This is a genomic window from Pseudomonas sp. Bc-h (assembly GCF_002080045.1).
Lineage (GTDB): Bacteria > Pseudomonadota > Gammaproteobacteria > Pseudomonadales > Pseudomonadaceae > Aquipseudomonas.
The window spans coordinates 225,599-240,808 of the sequence record NZ_MUIN01000009.1; the positions used below are offsets into that span (position 1 = coordinate 225,599).

14 protein-coding genes are annotated in these 15,210 nt (G+C 61.2%); 2 read left to right on the top strand and 12 right to left on the bottom strand.

All coding sequences use genetic code 11. The annotated features are described in order from the left end of the window. Positions 1-34: 34 nt before the first annotated feature. The 6 genes from BWR59_RS17635 to BWR59_RS17660 all read right to left on the bottom strand — a co-directional run bounded on the left by BWR59_RS17635 (position 35) and on the right by BWR59_RS17660 (position 4,718). Positions 35-355, bottom strand: coding sequence for an MSMEG_0570 family nitrogen starvation response protein (locus tag BWR59_RS17635; protein ID WP_081566920.1), 321 nt, complete (start codon positions 353-355; stop codon positions 35-37). 1 nt (position 356) lies between these two features. Continuing rightward, positions 357-1,385 (bottom strand): sll0787 family AIR synthase-like protein, encoded by a 1,029-nt coding sequence (locus tag BWR59_RS17640; RefSeq protein WP_081566921.1) that lies wholly within the window; start codon positions 1,383-1,385, stop codon positions 357-359. After that, entirely contained in the window at positions 1,378-1,938 is a 561-nt protein-coding gene (locus BWR59_RS17645; RefSeq protein WP_081566922.1) for an MSMEG_0567/Sll0786 family nitrogen starvation N-acetyltransferase, read from the bottom strand. Before BWR59_RS17645 ends, BWR59_RS17640 begins: the two co-directional genes overlap by 8 nt. A gap of 41 nt (positions 1,939-1,979) precedes the next feature. Next, on the bottom strand, positions 1,980-3,062 hold the full coding sequence (locus BWR59_RS17650; RefSeq protein ID WP_081566923.1) for an MSMEG_0568 family radical SAM protein: 1,083 nt from the start codon (positions 3,060-3,062) through the stop codon (positions 1,980-1,982). Continuing rightward, positions 3,049-4,026 (bottom strand): Nit6803 family nitrilase, encoded by a 978-nt coding sequence (locus BWR59_RS17655; RefSeq protein ID WP_081566924.1) that lies wholly within the window; start codon positions 4,024-4,026, stop codon positions 3,049-3,051. Before BWR59_RS17655 ends, BWR59_RS17650 begins: the two co-directional genes overlap by 14 nt. A gap of 209 nt (positions 4,027-4,235) precedes the next feature. Further along, positions 4,236-4,718 carry an MSMEG_0572/Sll0783 family nitrogen starvation response protein gene (locus tag BWR59_RS17660; RefSeq protein ID WP_062387355.1) on the bottom strand — a complete coding sequence of 161 codons (483 nt, stop codon included), beginning with the start codon at positions 4,716-4,718 and terminating at the stop codon, positions 4,236-4,238. Between the two features lie 241 nt (positions 4,719-4,959). On the opposite strand from BWR59_RS17660, the gene BWR59_RS17665 reads away from it, so the two are divergent. Further along, positions 4,960-6,864: a sigma 54-interacting transcriptional regulator gene (locus tag BWR59_RS17665; protein WP_081566925.1), complete on the top strand. Its 1,905-nt coding sequence runs from the start codon at positions 4,960-4,962 to the stop codon at positions 6,862-6,864. 39 nt (positions 6,865-6,903) lie between these two features. Here the strand turns inward: BWR59_RS17665 and BWR59_RS17670 are convergent, their stop codons facing one another. The 6 genes from BWR59_RS17670 to BWR59_RS17695 form a co-directional block, all read right to left on the bottom strand. Further along, complete coding sequence (locus tag BWR59_RS17670) at positions 6,904-9,357, bottom strand: TonB-dependent receptor (protein WP_081566926.1); 2,454 nt, start codon at positions 9,355-9,357, stop codon at positions 6,904-6,906. A gap of 129 nt (positions 9,358-9,486) precedes the next feature. Next, the gene (locus tag BWR59_RS17675) at positions 9,487-10,491 is read right to left on the bottom strand and encodes a FecR family protein (RefSeq protein WP_081566927.1); all 1,005 of its coding nucleotides are present in this window, start codon (positions 10,489-10,491) and stop codon (positions 9,487-9,489) included. Between the two features lie 49 nt (positions 10,492-10,540). Further along, the gene (locus BWR59_RS17680; RefSeq protein WP_081566928.1) at positions 10,541-11,044 is read right to left on the bottom strand and encodes a sigma-70 family RNA polymerase sigma factor; all 504 of its coding nucleotides are present in this window, start codon (positions 11,042-11,044) and stop codon (positions 10,541-10,543) included. A gap of 193 nt (positions 11,045-11,237) precedes the next feature. After that, positions 11,238-11,783: a cysteine hydrolase family protein gene (locus BWR59_RS17685; protein WP_081566929.1), complete on the bottom strand. Its 546-nt coding sequence runs from the start codon at positions 11,781-11,783 to the stop codon at positions 11,238-11,240. Positions 11,784-12,422: 639 nt separating this feature from the next. Further along, positions 12,423-13,055 (bottom strand): glutathione transferase, encoded by a 633-nt coding sequence (yfcF, locus tag BWR59_RS17690; protein WP_081566930.1) that lies wholly within the window; start codon positions 13,053-13,055, stop codon positions 12,423-12,425. Between the two features lie 118 nt (positions 13,056-13,173). Beyond that, a complete protein-coding gene (locus BWR59_RS17695) occupies positions 13,174-14,073 on the bottom strand; it encodes a LysR family transcriptional regulator (protein WP_081566931.1) in 900 nt (299 codons plus the stop codon). A gap of 147 nt (positions 14,074-14,220) precedes the next feature. On the opposite strand from BWR59_RS17695, the gene BWR59_RS17700 reads away from it, so the two are divergent. Then, complete coding sequence (locus BWR59_RS17700; RefSeq protein WP_143490859.1) at positions 14,221-15,192, top strand: alpha/beta hydrolase; 972 nt, start codon at positions 14,221-14,223, stop codon at positions 15,190-15,192. Positions 15,193-15,210: the final 18 nt, after the last annotated feature.

Genomic DNA, 15,210 nt, shown 5'->3' on the forward strand with positions numbered 1-15,210 from the left:
TGAGTTGTTAAACCTTTGGCAGCACGGCCGGCCGTCAAAACGAACTCCAGCCAGCCCCGGTCACCCGGCCGCCACCTTCGGTTCTCATGCTGAGGACTTCCACCTGCCCGCCCTCCAGACCATGGGCTTGCCCCTTGAGGCTGCCGAGGGTGTCCATGGCCGAACTGCAGTAGAACCCCTTCACCTGTTTCACCCGCTCGGAGGCATTGTTCAGACCGCCTTCGATCCGTTGCAGAAAGTCCGCCAGCGGGTAACTGGCGCCTTCCTGCAAGTGTTCGTAGATCACGGTCGAGGGCGAGTAACCGGCGGCTTCTTTGCCGTTGGGCCAGCGGATCCTGAAATTGACGGCGGGCATGTCAGTGCTCCTGTTTTGCAGACAAAGGTGAAAGATCGAGATCGGGGTAGCTGAAACCGGTGAACGGCTGTGCTTTCAGGTTCCAGAAAGTGCGACGCTGAAAGCCGTGTTGAACGTTGAGCTCGGCGCTCTCGGTGATCACACCGATGCGTTCGCAACGCAAACCTTCAAAGGCGAATGCGGTCTGGACGCTCGGCCAGTCGGCCTCATCCAGGGTCATGAGAAAACCGTAGCTGGGGAACACTTGCAGCCAGCGCAGCAGATCGGCATCTGCCGGACACGGCAAGGCTTGCAGATCGATATCGCCGCCACAGCCGGTGGTCTCCAGCAACATCAACAGACTGCCCAGGACCCCGGCGTTGCTGATGTCCTTGGCGGCGTGCAGCAGTTGCGCTTCGGCCAGACGCGGCAGGACTTCCAGCTTGCTGCGCAGGCGTTCGGCAGGCACGCCTTCGAAGGCTTTCCAGTAGGTGCTGTCGGCGTGCCAATAACCTTCGAGGTCCACCGCCATGGCGATCACCTGACCGGGTTTGACGTGCAGCGTCGACAGCAACTTGCTGGCGATACCGGTGATCGCCACGGCCAGCGCGGTCGGGTTGTGTGTAGCAAGGCTGGTGTGTCCGCCCGCCAGCATCAGCCCGTAGGCTTCGCAGGCGGCGCGAATCCCGGCGAGGATTTCCTGGGCGGCGGCATCGTCGTGATGCCAGTAGGCGTTGACTACCGCTGTCGCCCGGCCGCCCATGGCCGTGATGTCGCTGACATTGGCCATCACCGCCGACCACCCGGCAAACCACGGTGCGGCTTTGACGAAGCCGGGCAACATGCCTTCGATGGCCAGCAGCTGAAACTGATCGCCACAGGCAATGGCGGCGGTGTCGTCGCCAGGCAAGGCGTACAGCTGCGCGCGGGTCAGCTGTTTTTCAGTCGCGCCAATCACCCGCGCCGGTTGCTGGATCGCCTGTTTCGACAGCATCGCCGGGGTGCCGCGCAGCGTTTCCAGCAGCGCATCCAGATCCAGTGAGTCAGCCATGGCGCGCCACCTTCAGTGCACGCAGCGAGACCTGACGCGGCATCAGCGGGTAGCTCGCCAGATCCGCCTGCATCAGGCAGTGAGGCTGACCAAGCAATTTGAGGTGTTCGAGGGTCTGCCATTGCAGGCCATGGAAATACCCCTCGTTCGGAGCCTGGACAGTGGCGCGGAACACTTCGCAACCCAAGTCCTTGGCCCGGGACACCGCTTCGTTGACCAACGCCTTGCCGATCATGCTGTGCCGACGATACGCCTGCGCCACGCACAGGCGACCACCGAACCAAAGACCCGGCTCGGGTTGATAGATGCGAACGGCTCCGACCACCTGATCCGCCATGCCGCAACTGCCCGCCAGCGCAACGATGGCGGTGGCCTGAAAGTCGTGGCTGTCCTTGTCCTGGGGCAGCAGTTGTTGCTCGTCGGAAAACACCGAGCGCCGCAGCGCGAAGTACGCCTGTTTCTCCCAGTTCTCGGTGGCGGGCTTGACCACCAGTTCACCGGCCCTAAAGGGTTCGAAGGTGCTGTCGACAAGCGCAAAGGCCAAGTTGTGCATGATCCGTCTCCCGAGGCGCGAAAAGGTCTGATCGCGGTTCGCTATTCGTGATTTTTGAGCGCCGAACACGCGCCGCACTTGGCACACCCGGCGTTGATATTTTCCGAGTGCAAGCCGTGACGCCGCAGGCTCGCGCCGATCTGTGGATACAACCGGGCCATCATTGCGCTGTCGGGTTTCGGGTGGCGGGCCAGTGGCGTGCCGTCGATGGGCACGAAAGGCACCACGAAGGGATAAACGCCCATCGCACTCAAGCGCTCGCTCATCTCGGTGATCGCGCGTTCGCTGTCGCCCAGCCCTGCGAGAATGTAGGTGCTGACCTGGCCGCGCCCGAACACCTTCACCGCCGCTTCAAAGGCTTCGAAATAGCGGCTCAGCGGTACTTCGGCCTTGCCCGGCATGATCCGCTGACGCACCTCGTCGGTGACCGCCTCCAAGTGCATGCCCAGCGACACCACACCGCTTTCAGCAAGGCGCTCGAACCAGATGTCGTCATCCGGCGGTTCGCATTGCGCCTGAATCGGCAGGTCGACAGCAGCGGTCACGGCAGCGGCGGATTCACAGAGAATCGCAGCGCCACGGTCCGGCGTCTGCGGGGTGCCTGTGGTCATCACCATGTGTTTGACGCCATCCAGTTCCACGGCGGCCTTGGCCACTTCGGCCAGTTGCTGTGGGCGTTTACGGGCAATGGTCTTGCCCGCTGCCAGCGACTGTCCTATGGCGCAAAACTGGCAGGAGGTGCTGCGATCGTTGAAGCGGATGCAGTGCTGCAAGACGGTGGTCGCCAGCACGTCCGAGCTGTGCAGCGTGGCGATCTTCCAGTACGGGATGCCGTCGGCGGTGCTGCGGCTGTAGAAGTTCGGCACGCCGGGCATCTTCACCTGCCCGACCTGCAAGCCCTCGCGAAAGATCAGCGCCAGGCTGCCATCGGCGCTGGGCTGGGCCTGATAGGGCGAGCTTTGCGAGGCCTGATTGAGGATCGGCACCATCATGGTCCGCTCGCCAAAGGTCAGCGCCTTGTGGTCCGAAGGCCCGGCGCCGCCCTGCCGCGACAGACCGTTTTGCGCAGCCGGCCAGCGCACCCCATGGCATTGCAGCTCGGCGAGCAGTTCATTGGTTTGCATGATCGAGCTCCTTGCCCTGCAGGGTCATGTGATGGGCGCCGCGCTCGTGGACCTTGGCGGTCGGCGTGCGGTCGATCAGCAGGCTGAGCAGCTCCGGGCGGCTGTAATGCCCCACCGAATCCATCATCCGTTTGCGTTTGTCGATCAGCTTCAGGTCGAGATCGGCAACCACCCAGCCCTCGCCCTTGCGCAGCGGCTCGCCGAGCAATTTGCCTTCCGGCGAGACGATCGCGGTGAAGCAGCCACCGGAAATCGGTCCTAGGGCGCAGCCGGTGTCCTGCATGATCTGGCCTTGCTGATCGGCGTCGAGCCAGGCAGTGGCGTTGACCACGAAGCAGCCGGATTCCAGCGCGTGATGGCGGATGGTGACTTCGATCTGTTCGGCAAAGATGTCGCCCACCAGCGAGCCCGGAAACATCGCTACGTGAATCTGCTCGCCGTCGGCCATCAAGGCGTAGCGCGCCAGCGGGTTGTAATGTTCCCAACAGGCCAGCGAGCCGATACGGCCCACGGCACTGTCGACGGCGCGCAGCCCGGAGCCATCGCCCTGCCCCCAGACCATGCGTTCGTGATAGGTCGGGGTGATCTTGCGCCGGTGTTGAATCAGCGTGCCGTCGGCGTCGAATAGCAGTTGTGCGTTGTAGGTCGTGCCGCCTTCGCGCTCATTGACGCCGATGGAGGCGACGATTCCGGCTTCACGGCAGGCCTCGCCAATCTGCCGGGTAACGTCGGAGGGCACGGTGACCGATTGTTCCAGCAGTTGCAGGTGTTCCTTGCCCATCGCGAACGGCGGCTGGACGAAGGAGAAATAGGGGTAGTAAGGCACCACGGTTTCCGGGAAAACCGCGAATTGCACACCCTCGCGACCCAGCGTGAGCAAGGTCTCGCACAACTTGGCGACGGTGGCTTCGCGGGAGTACAGCACGGGGCTGAACTGAACGGCGGCGGCGCGGATGGTGGTCATGGGGTGGTCCTGACGAAGCTGTTGATTCCCTGCCTCAAGCAGGTCCAATTACTCTGCGGATGGCACACGTCTGGAAATGAACAAATCCGTGGGAGGGAGCTTGCTCGCGAATGCTCTATCAGACGCTGAAGATGCGTCGGCTGTATCGACGTATTCGCGAGCAAGCTCCCTTCCACAGGGGATTGCGTCATGGTGCAGACGCTGTGAAATCAGGCCGTCCAGGTATCGATGATCATCGCGCCCTCGCGGCGCATCAGCAGGCGCAGGTCCATCACGTCCAGCGGGTTGATCGGGCGAATGCCTTCGATCAGCGCTTTTTCGGTCTGGCCGTACAGCGCCTGCAAGGCAAAACGGCAGGCGTAGACTTCGCCGCCTTCGGCCATGAATGCCTTGATCTGGTTGTTCACCGCCAGATGCCCCGGAAACGCCTCGGCACCCAATGTCGGGAAGCCACGTTGCACACCCAGTTGCACGCCCGGCCCGTAGAGCAGCACCTTGGTTTCAAAGCCCTTACGCAGCAGACGCTTGGCCTGAAGCATGTTGACCAGGCCGATGGACCCCTCGAACGCGATGGTGTGGAAGGTCAGCAGGGCTTTTTCCCCCGGCTCGGCTTTGACGTCCTCGAAGACCTTCTCTTCGTAATTGACCAGGAAGTCGCCGTCTTGATAGTGGTTGATGTCTACGCTTGGCATGTCGTCGCTCCGTTCGTTCGAGTGTTGTCGGTGTTCTGGATCGTTCACCGGGTGACACCTTGGATAGAGCGAACGCCGTGCCAACAAATAAAAGGCGTCCGTCGTGGGCACTAACTCTTTGATATCGCAGAAGATCGCTATCTGATCCGGTTATTTGCCAGCGTTCTGATGCTTTCGGGAAATTACGCATTCCCGTAGAAGTACGAATATTCGTAATGCCACATCACGAGATTTCGTACTCATGAACGAGCCAGACTCGCTGATCGGCTGGGCCGACCTCGCCTATTCCTCGCGGCACATGGTGTTTGAGCACTGCGCTGAAGCCATCGCCCTGCTCGACCCTTTCACCGACCATTTCGGCGACCTCAACATTGCCGCCTGCAAGCTGCTCGGCTATCCGCGACAGGAATTGCTGGAGCTTCCCGTGAGCAAGCTGTTCGGTCACCAGTTGGCGGACCTGATCGTGTTCACCCAGGCGGTGATGGACAAAGGCCGCGGCTGGACCGACGACCTGAGCTGCAACATCAAGACCGGCGAGCGCATCGAGCTGGAAATCTCCGCCACCACCTTGCAGATCAAGGGCAGCCCACAGCTGATTCTGGTGATGCGCGAAGCCAGCCAACAGAAATATCAGCAGGATCAAGCGCACACCGAGCGCACCATGCGCGGCGGGCTGATCGAGTGGCGCAACATCCTTAACCTGTTTCAGGAATCGGAGCGCGACAACCAGTTGCTGCTCAGCTCGGTCGGCGACGGCATCTACGCCATCGACAGCGAGGGCCTGGCGACCTTCGTCAACCCGGCCGGGGCACGCATGCTGGGTTGGGGGGTGAAGGACATGATCGGCAAGAACATCCACCGCATTCACCATCACAGCCATGAAGACGGCAGCCACTACCCCGTGGAAGAGTGTCCGATCTACAAGGCCGTGCATGACGGCGTGGTGCATGAGGGCCGACAGGAAGTGTTCTGGCGCCGCGACGGCAGCTTTTTTCCTGTGGAATTCACCAGCACACCGGTGATCTCCGATGGGCGCATTGCCGGGGCCGTGGTGGTGTTTCGCGACATCACCGAACGCCGCAGCACCGAGACCCAGCTGCAAACAGCACTGGATGAACTCAAATTGCTCAAGCAGCGCCTGGAAGACCAGAACGCCTACTTGCAGGAAGAGATTCACATCGAGCACAACTTCCGCGAGATCGTCGGCCAGAGCGCGCCGATCCTGAAGATCATCAAGCAGATCGACGTGGTCGCACCGACCGACGCCAGCGTGTTGATCAATGGTGAATCCGGCACCGGCAAAGAGCTCATCGCCCGCGCCATTCACCAGGCCAGTCGACGCAGCGCGCACCCGCTGATCCGGGTCAACTGCGCAGCGATCCCCACCGAGCTGTTCGAGAGCGAGTTTTTCGGCCACATTCGCGGCGCTTTTACCGGCGCGGTGCGCGATCGGGTCGGGCGATTTGAACTGGCTGATGGCGGTACGTTGTTCCTCGACGAGATCGGCGAAATCCCGCTGGAGCTGCAAAGCAAATTGCTGCGGGTATTGCAGGAGGGTCAGTTCGAGCGCGTGGGCGAAGAACGCACACGCAAGGTCGATGTGCGCATCATCGCGGCCACCAACCGCGACCTGCGTCAGGAAGTCGGGGCCAGGCATTTTCGCGAGGACCTGTACTTCCGGCTTAACGTTTTCCCGATCCAGTCCCCTGCCCTGCGCGACCGCCCGATCGACATCGCGCCGCTGGCCGCGCACTTCCTCAAGCAAGTCGGCAAACGCCTGAACATGCCCGGCCGCCGCTTGCGCAACAGCGACATCGAGCGGCTGCAGAACTACTCCTGGCCGGGCAACATCCGTGAATTGCAGAACGTGATCGAACGCGCGCTGATTACCTCCACCGGCGCCGACCTCAACCTCGATCTGCCCGACGAACCCAAGAGCCTCGACAGCGGGGCTGCGGGCGTAATTCCGGAACAAGGCTTTCTCACCGAAAACCAGATGCGCGACCTGGAACGCAACAACATGCACGCTGCGTTGAAAGCGGCGAACGGCAAGTTGTTTGGTAAAGGAGGTGCGGCCGAGCTGCTGGGAGTGAAGCCAACGACGCTGGCTTCACGGTTGAAGCGGCTGGATATTGAGGTGGATTGACCGGCTGTGTAACGCCTGATCACGAAGCTGACCAACGTCTCAAAACCCCACACTCGCCTGCACGAAGAACGTCCGCGGCTGGCCCAGGTAGATACCCGAGTTGTTGTCGCTGGAGCGGGTGAAGTATTGGTGGTCGAAGACGTTTTTCACCCCGGCGCCGAGTCTCAGGTTCGACAGTTGTTTGCCGAAATCGTAGGCGCCGCGCAGGTTCCAGGTGACATAGCCGGGAATGTTGCCGTATTGACCATCGGCGGACGGTTCGGTGATGTAATTGCCGTTGAAGCTGCCGTCAGCGTTGGTGCCGGTGCCCGGCGCGCGTTGTCTGGACTGGGCGAAACCGTCGATGTTGTAGGTCCAGCGGTCAACTTCATAACGCAGGCCGACAGTCGCCACCTGGCGCGAGTAGAACGGCAGGTCGCGGCCTTTGAAGCCGGGGATTTCGCCTTCATAGGTGGCGCGGGTGTAAGTGAAACCGGCGTTGGCGGTCAGGCCTTGCAGGCGTGAGTCCAGCGAGCTCAAGTCGTAGTGCGCCGAGGCTTCGATACCCTGGTGTTTGGTCGCGCCGAGGTTGGTCCAGCCCACATCGTTGCTGATGTATTGCAGCTCGTCGTCGAAGTCGATGTAGAACGCCGTGAGCTCACCGCCCCAGGTGCCATTGTCATAGCGGGTGCCGAGCTCGTAAGTCTTGGCCTTTTCCGGTTGCAGGCCGTTGGCGGTGTCGTTGCCGTTACCACCCTGCGCCACCTGGAAGTACTGCAGGCTGCCGAACGAGGTCTCGTAGTTGGCGAACAGTTTCCACTCATCGGACAGGTGATACATCACGCTGAGCGCAGGCAGCGGCTCGTTGTTGTTGACGCTGCGGTCCTTTTCCTGGACCCGCACGCCGTTGGTGCCGAGCACCGGTCGTTCGTGCCAGTCGGTGCTGATGCGTTCGAAGCGAATCCCCGGGGTGACGGTCCATTTGCCGATATCGATCTTGTCGTCGATGTAGAACGCCGTGGCTTCGGTGCCCCCGGTGCGGTCCTGATAGACGTGGCCGTCGGAACCGGGAATCGCCACGGGCGTGTTGTTGACCAGGCCCAGACGCGACGCCTGTTCGTGCATGGCTTCTTTGAGGTAACGTGCGCCGACGCTGACTTCCTGTGTGGTCGGCCCGAGGTCCAGCACATGAGACACGCGCGGCTCGATACCAAAGGTGTGATAGGTGCGAGGAAACGAGCCGAGGGTCTTCTGGTCGCGGGCGGCGATGTTGCTGCCTCGGAAACTGTCGGTGTAATAGGTCAGCACTTCAGCCTGGGTCGACTCGTCGATCTGGCGCTTGTACTTGATCGACACGTCCTTGCGACGGCCGCTGAAGTTGTCGTAGTCGCGGTCCGACTGGTATGGATTGGCGTCGAACTGTGCCTGAGTGAGGCCGCCCGGCATGTCGGCCTTGGCGTCGTAGTAGTGGAAGTTGACCGACAGATCGTCTTCATCGGTCAGCGCCCAGTGGGTCTTGAGCAACACGTCGTCGATATCGTTGTCGTTGTTGCTGGAGCGATAACCCGATCCGTTGACGGTGGAATAGAGCAAGGCCGCGCCCAGACCGTTGTCGGCAGTACCCCCGATGAACAGGGTCTCCATGTTCTTGTAGCCACCATGACGGCTGGTTTCGAGGGTGCTACTGAGGTCGCCGCTGAGTTTTTCAGGAATTGCGCGGGTCACGAAGTTGATGACCCCACCGACGTTCTGCGGCCCATAACGCACCGAGCCTGCGCCGCGTACCACGTCGATGCTGTCCAGGTTGCCCGACGAGATCGGCGCCATCGACAACTGCGGCTGGCCGTAGGGCGCGAACGCAGCGGGAACGCCATCGATCAGAACCGTGGAGCGCGGCGACAGGCGCGACGTCAGACCACGAACGCCGACGTTCAGGGAGATGTCGCTGCCACCCGTGCCATTGGACTCCTGCACTTGCACACCGGGAATCCGACGCAGCACATCGCCGACGTTCTGCGCGCCCTGCTCGACCATCGCCTGGCGGCGCACCACCGTACGTGCGCCAGGGTGATTCTGCACCACGGCCTGATCGGCGTCGCCGAGCCAGTCACCGACTACGTTAACTTCCATCGGCGCGATTTCCATGCTGCCGGGGGTGGCCGATGCACTGGCACCCGCCAGTTTGAGCACCACGGTGTCGGCAGACATTTCGTAATCCAGGCCACTGCCTTTGAGCAGCGAACGCAACGCCTGTTCCGGCGACAGGTTGCCGTCCACCGCGGGGGCCTGTTTGCCGGCGACCAGATCAGGACTGAAGAACAATTGCAGAGAGGTCTGCTGACCCAACTGACTCAACGCTGCGCTCAGAGGTTGCGCCTGGATGTGAATGGCGGTCGGCGCCCCCTCGGCATACGCGCCGCTGGCTCCGGAGCCAACGGCCAGGGCCAGGACCCAAGGCAGCCAGCGCGAGGATGGCGCTGCGGGGACAGTGCGAGTGACAGCCAGTTGAAGCACGTTGAGTCTATTGTTTTTCACGTCGGGTCTTGTCCTGAGGGTCCAGAATGCGGAGCACTTCTGCGCTGCTCTGAATGCTAAGCAATCGCAGTTGGACAAGAAGACGAAGAGCCGGGAAAAAACCTGAATCTATTTTGAAAATATTTCCTGACTGCCATCGGCGAGGGTGCGAACCGCCACCGGCAGAATACTCGGCAAGGCCCGTAACAGAGCGTCTGTGTCGTCGGATTTGAACACGCTGGTCAGTCGCAGATTGGCGGCCTTGCCTTCGGCGACCCGCAGCGGTTTTGCGCGATAGCGCGAGACTTCCTGCACCACCTCACTGAGCGTCGCGTCATTGAATACCAGCTTGCCGCCCCGCCAGGCAGTGACCGCCGCGGTGTTGATGGTCGACGCTGGCGTGACGTTGCCACTGGCGTCGATGCTCGATCCCAGACCTGCTGTCAGCGTGACCTGATTAGCCTGTTCATCGGCGCGCCCCTTGACCTTGACCGTGCCGGATTCCACCGCCACCAGGGTCTGGGCCGGATCGCGTCGCACGTCGAAACGCGTGCCCGTCACGGTCACAGAGCCATCGCCGGTCTGCACCACGAACGGCCGCGAGGTATCGTGCTCGACGCTGAACATCGCCTCGCCCTCGATCAACTCCACCTGCCGACGGGCACTGAAGAAATGCACTTTCAGGCGCGTGCGGCTGTTGAGGTCGACCACCGAGCCATCGGGTAATGGAACCTGACGCCGCTCGCCCAGCACAGTGGCGAATTCGGCGCTGTAATCGGGTTGCTGATCGAGACCGAAATACAGGCCGCCTGCGGTCACCATCGCCACCAGACTCGCCGCCACTGCATAGCGGACGAAAGTGCGGCGCGAGGGTGATCGAGGCGTTGGCAAAGGTACCGCAGCGTCTGGTTCGCAGAGTGCCTGCAAACGTGCCTTCGGCAACAGGTCGGCGGCGCCCCAGAGATTCTGCAGCAAGCGATATTCATGGGCGTGCTGGTCGTGTTCGTCCAGCCAGGCCTGAAAAGCCGCGCGCTCCTCGGCCGGCAGATCACCGTCGCGCGAGCGGGCAAACCAGAAGGCCGCCTGATCCCGTACAGTCTGTGCGCCGCATGCGCATTCACGATCCGTCGTCATGGAATGTCCTGAACAGATAAAGGGCGGGCCAGTTCCCGATGACAATGCCTCATGGCGCCGAAGCGTCCAGCCGGTCGCGCAAGTGGCGCAACGTGCGGATCATATACTTTTCCACCATGTTCTTGCTCAACCCCAGGCGCTCGGCGATTTCCAGCTGGGTCAGCCCTTCGAGCTTCTGCCAGATGAACACCTTGCGACAATTGAGGGGCAACTCTGCCAAGGCTCGCTCGATGGAATCCGCCAGCTGAATAGCCTGCATGAACGCCTCCGGGTCACCTGCGTGGCCCGCTGAACTGTCGATGGACTCCATTTCCAGTTCGGCCCGCCGATCCTCACGCCGCCAGGTATCCACCGCAATGTTGCGGGCGGTCTGGTGCAGATAGGCGCGCGGCTGCTCGACACTGGCCCCACCTGACGACTCCAGCACGCGGACGAACGCGTCGTGGGTCAGGTCTTCGGCCTGATGACGGTTCTTCAGTCGGCGAGTCCAGGTACCCACGAGCTCTTCGTAGTGATCAAGAAAGCCTTTGCTTCGCGGCAGCTTGAGGGTCATGGGGGTGGTGGGATGGGTTGTAGAGAGGAAGGCGCGGATAGTAACGATTCTTATTACACGGCGCAATGCGCGGTTATCACGTTGCGAAATCCGTAGCAGTCCGGCTGGCCAGCGGTGGCGAACAACCGACCCCACCGCCGGCAAGCCGTGCTGCTACGCGTCAGGCATCCGTATTGACGAGGGTGGACAAGCCTCAGGCCAGATACTCGTCCGCCGACATTACGCTCGCATAACCGAAGCGCAACGCCGCCATGAACGCCGCATGCACGTGAGCGGCAGGAACGGTCACGCCATTGAACTCCAGATCATGGGTCGCGCAGGCGTCGTGGATCACCGTGGTCTTGAAGCCGAAGTCATCCGACGCCCGGGTCACCGCGTCAATGCACATGTGGCTCATGTTGCCGATCACGGTGACGGTTTCAATGTTGCGGGCTTTCAGGACATCCAGCAGCTCGGTCTCGCGATACGGGTTCATGAAGTGTTTGAGGATCACCGTTTCTTCTGGCAATGCCGCAGCCTTTGGATGCAGCTGCGCGCCCTCGCTGCCGGGTACGAAGAATGGCGCATCCGGGGACAGTGTTTCGTGGCGAATGTGGATCACCAGGTCCCCCTTCTCACGGGCTCCAGCGATGATACGGGCCGCGTTGTTCGCTGCAGCTTCGACGCCTGCAAGCAGCCACTTGCCGCCAGGGAAATAGTCGTTCTGGATGTCGACGACGATCAATGCATTGTTGCTCATGGGGGTAGCTCTCTGAGTGGGCGCAATTGACGAATCTGCCGACAAGGTCGGGATTGGCGGTGACCTGGATGATCATCGTAATCTTTAGCGCACAGAAGCCACGCCCGGGGCAATGGATCATTTCAGCCACTGAAATGAAGCCTGAAGAATTGACCAAGAAGGTGGCTGGAAACGCAAAAAGGCGCACGTAAGCTGTGCGCCACTTTGCTGGATGCAGGGAAGGGATTCGAGCGCCAGCAGCGGATCAGATTTCTTGCTGGCTTGAATCCCTGTGTATCAGCTCGGCGGAATGGTCGCCAGCATGCCGATGGTGATAGTCAGAGCCAGAAATCCCAACAGAAAAATCGTCATCTTGGCCATGGTGGCCTCCTCTCGACGCCAGGTTGCGGTACAGGCTTGAACACTTCACTCAAGCCTTGCGTCCAGCCGTATCAGGGCGGCTGGGAATGCCGACGATTGTGTGTCGAGATGCGCTTGCAGTACAGATTCAGCTGACCTATAAAAATACGGATCAGATGGGTTTATGGGACCCCACGAACCTGTAGCAGCACGGCTTGCCGGCGCTATCGATTTCGACGACGTGACCGCCGGCAAACGGAACGCCGCCCGGCCGGACTGCTACGGGGATCGTGATGAGGTCTACAACGCAGGACGCTGAAAATTCACCCACTCCTGCACCGCTGGATGCTGCCACTGACGCTGCGCGTAGTTCACCAGTTCAGCCGGAACCGGGTCGCCATTGAGGATCAGGCGGTTGAGCATCAAGGCCAGGTCGACATCGGCAATTGACCACTCACCGAGTAGATATTCGCGCCCATCCGCCAGCAGGGCCTGAGCAGCGTCGATCAGTTTGCGCGCTGCAGCTTGCCCTTCAGTCGACAACGCCGGGTATTGGCGTCCGTAAAACACCACCAGCGTCGAGCGCTCTTCGCGGATTGGCATCAGGTCACTGCGCAACCAGGCCTGGACCTGCCGCGCGCGAGCACGCTGTTGCAAATCCCGAGGGTAAATCGGCGTCTCTGGAAAGGCGTCCTCCAGATACTCGGTGATCGCCGAAGACTCGGACAGGGAAAAGTCGCCATGCACCAGCGTTGGCACACGCTGGGTCAGCGACAGGTCGGCGTAGTCTTTCGCCTGATGCGCTTGGGAATGGAGATCGACCTGAATCAGCTCGAAATCAATGCCCTTCTCTCGCAGCGCCACAAACACCGACATCGCATAAGGGCTGGTGAATCGGGCATCGACATACAGGCGCAAGGGGGCAGCATTCACGGGGCGATCTCCATATTCGTATCAGTGGGAATGCCACGCTACGAGAATGCCCCGCGTAAGGGAAATTCAGGTTTTTTATGGGCCTATTCCCGCGCGGAATGCGGCTATCTGATGGGCATCAACCGAGGATTTCGCGCAGGCGCGGCGCGGCGAAATCAAGGAAGCGGCGCATCTTCAGGGGCATGTGGCCCCTGGAGGCATGCAGCAGATGAATCGGCGATGGCTCAAGCTCGAAGTCTTCCAGCACCAACTGCAATAAACCCGCTTCGAGGGCGTCGCTCACCTGATAGCGCATCAGGCTTACCGCGCCCACTCCACGCACGGCGGCCTGCATGGCGGCTTCCGCTGTCGACACGGCCAGGCGCGGAAGGATGGGGATTTCGATTTCACCCCGACCATCGGGAGAGAGAAAACGCCAGCCCGGTGACAAGACCGGCATCACCACGCGCACGAAGGGGAAGCGCCGCAAATCGTCAGGCACCTGGGGCACTCCATGTTCAGCCAGCAATTGCGGACTGGCACAGACCACGTTGCGCATGCTGCCGACGCGGGTGGCGATCATGTTGCTGTCGGGCAGGACGCCGATGCGCACGGCCATGTCGACGTGCTCCTCGACCAGTTGCAGGTTGTGATCCGCCAGCAGTAAACGAACGTTGATTTCGGGGTACAGCGCGAGAAAGTCCGTCACCACCGGCAGCACATGCAGACGCCCGAAAAATACTGGCGCAGTGATCACCAGCTCGCCTTTGGGCATCTGAAACTCACCAGCGGCCTCGCGCTCGGCATCGTCCACCTGTTCGAGAATGCGCCGCGCGGCTGCGACGTAGGCCACGCCCGCGTCGGTCAGGGTCAGTTTGCGCGTGCCACGGATGAGCAAACGCGTGCCCAGCCGCGATTCAAGGTCAGTGATCTTGCGGCTCAGTGTCGGCAGCGGCACGTTCAGCGCACGGCCTGCGGCCGAAAGACTGCCGTTCTCTATAGCGGCCACCAGCATTTCCATTGATTCGAAGCGATCCATCAAGCCTTCCGGATTTCGGTAAGTTGGTTACCGATATTAGGGGATTCTGCAAATTATTGGATACCTGCAGTATTGCTCTCAACGAGCCACTACCGGCTTGAACCCGTGACAGGCGATAGCCCACTACTTTCTTGCAGGAGCACTTCCATGTCTTTGAACCGCTTACTGGCCACCACCGCGCTGACCGCCACTCTGGCCGCCGCCCTGTTCGGCGCCACCGCACAGGCCGCATCCGCGCCAGCCGCTGAACCTGTGGTCAGCCACCACTACGTTCAGGTGCAGGGCGTGAAGATCTTCTACCGCGAAGCCGGTGATCCATCGAAGCCGACTGTGCTGCTGATGCACGGTTTTCCGACCTCGTCGTTCATGTACCGCGAGCTGATCCCGAAGCTTGCGGACCGTTATCACGTGGTCGCTCCTGACATGCCAGGCTTCGGCTTCTCCGACAGTCCGGATCGCTCGCAATACGCTTACACCTTCGACAATCTGGCGAAGACCATGGACGGCTTCACCGAAGCCCTTTCACTCAAGCGTTATGCCATCGAAGTCTTCGACTACGGCGCGCCGGTAGGCTGGCGCATGGCGGCGGCGCACCCCGAGCGCATCACCGCGATCATCAGCCAGAACGGCAACGCCTACGAAGAAGGTCTGAGCAGCGGCTGGAACCCGATTCAGCGCTACTGGAAAGAACCGACTCAGGCCAACCGCGATGCCTTGCGTGAAATGCTGACGCCAGCCTCGATCAAGTGGCAGTACACCGACGGTGTCAAGGACCCGAACAGCGTGGCGCCTGAGGCGTACACACTGGACGCAGGCTTCGTGGCGCGGCCGGGCAACGACGAGATTCAACTGGACCTGTTCCGCGACTACGCCAACAACGTGAAACGCTACCCGCAATTCCAGGCGTATTTCCGTAAGCACCAGCCGCCGATGCTCGCGGTCTGGGGGCAGAACGATCCGTTCTTCCTGCCAGCGGGTGCGAAGGCTTTCAAACGCGACATCGCCAACGCCCAGGTGTACTTCTACGACACCGGTCACTTCGCGCTGGAAACCAATGTCCAGCAGATCGGCGATCAGATCCACCGCTTCCTCGACGCCAATATCGCCAACGCAAAATGACCTCGCGACACCCTTGAA

Coding starts and splice junctions, on each gene's coding strand:
- BWR59_RS17700 (WP_143490859.1), top strand. CDS start 14,221: ATGTCTTTGAACCGCTTACTGGCCACCACCGCGCTGACCGCCACTCTG.
- BWR59_RS17655 (WP_081566924.1), bottom strand. CDS start 4,026: ATGACCACCATCCGCGCCGCCGCCGTTCAGTTCAGCCCCGTGCTGTAC.
- BWR59_RS17650 (WP_081566923.1), bottom strand. CDS start 3,062: ATGCAAACCAATGAACTGCTCGCCGAGCTGCAATGCCATGGGGTGCGC.
- BWR59_RS17640 (WP_081566921.1), bottom strand. CDS start 1,385: ATGGCTGACTCACTGGATCTGGATGCGCTGCTGGAAACGCTGCGCGGC.
- BWR59_RS17635 (WP_081566920.1), bottom strand. CDS start 355: ATGCCCGCCGTCAATTTCAGGATCCGCTGGCCCAACGGCAAAGAAGCC.
- BWR59_RS17665 (WP_081566925.1), top strand. CDS start 4,960: ATGAACGAGCCAGACTCGCTGATCGGCTGGGCCGACCTCGCCTATTCC.
- BWR59_RS17685 (WP_081566929.1), bottom strand. CDS start 11,783: ATGAGCAACAATGCATTGATCGTCGTCGACATCCAGAACGACTATTTC.
- BWR59_RS17660 (WP_062387355.1), bottom strand. CDS start 4,718: ATGCCAAGCGTAGACATCAACCACTATCAAGACGGCGACTTCCTGGTC.
- BWR59_RS17695 (WP_081566931.1), bottom strand. CDS start 14,073: ATGGATCGCTTCGAATCAATGGAAATGCTGGTGGCCGCTATAGAGAAC.
- BWR59_RS17675 (WP_081566927.1), bottom strand. CDS start 10,491: ATGACGACGGATCGTGAATGCGCATGCGGCGCACAGACTGTACGGGAT.
- BWR59_RS17680 (WP_081566928.1), bottom strand. CDS start 11,044: ATGACCCTCAAGCTGCCGCGAAGCAAAGGCTTTCTTGATCACTACGAA.
- BWR59_RS17645 (WP_081566922.1), bottom strand. CDS start 1,938: ATGCACAACTTGGCCTTTGCGCTTGTCGACAGCACCTTCGAACCCTTT.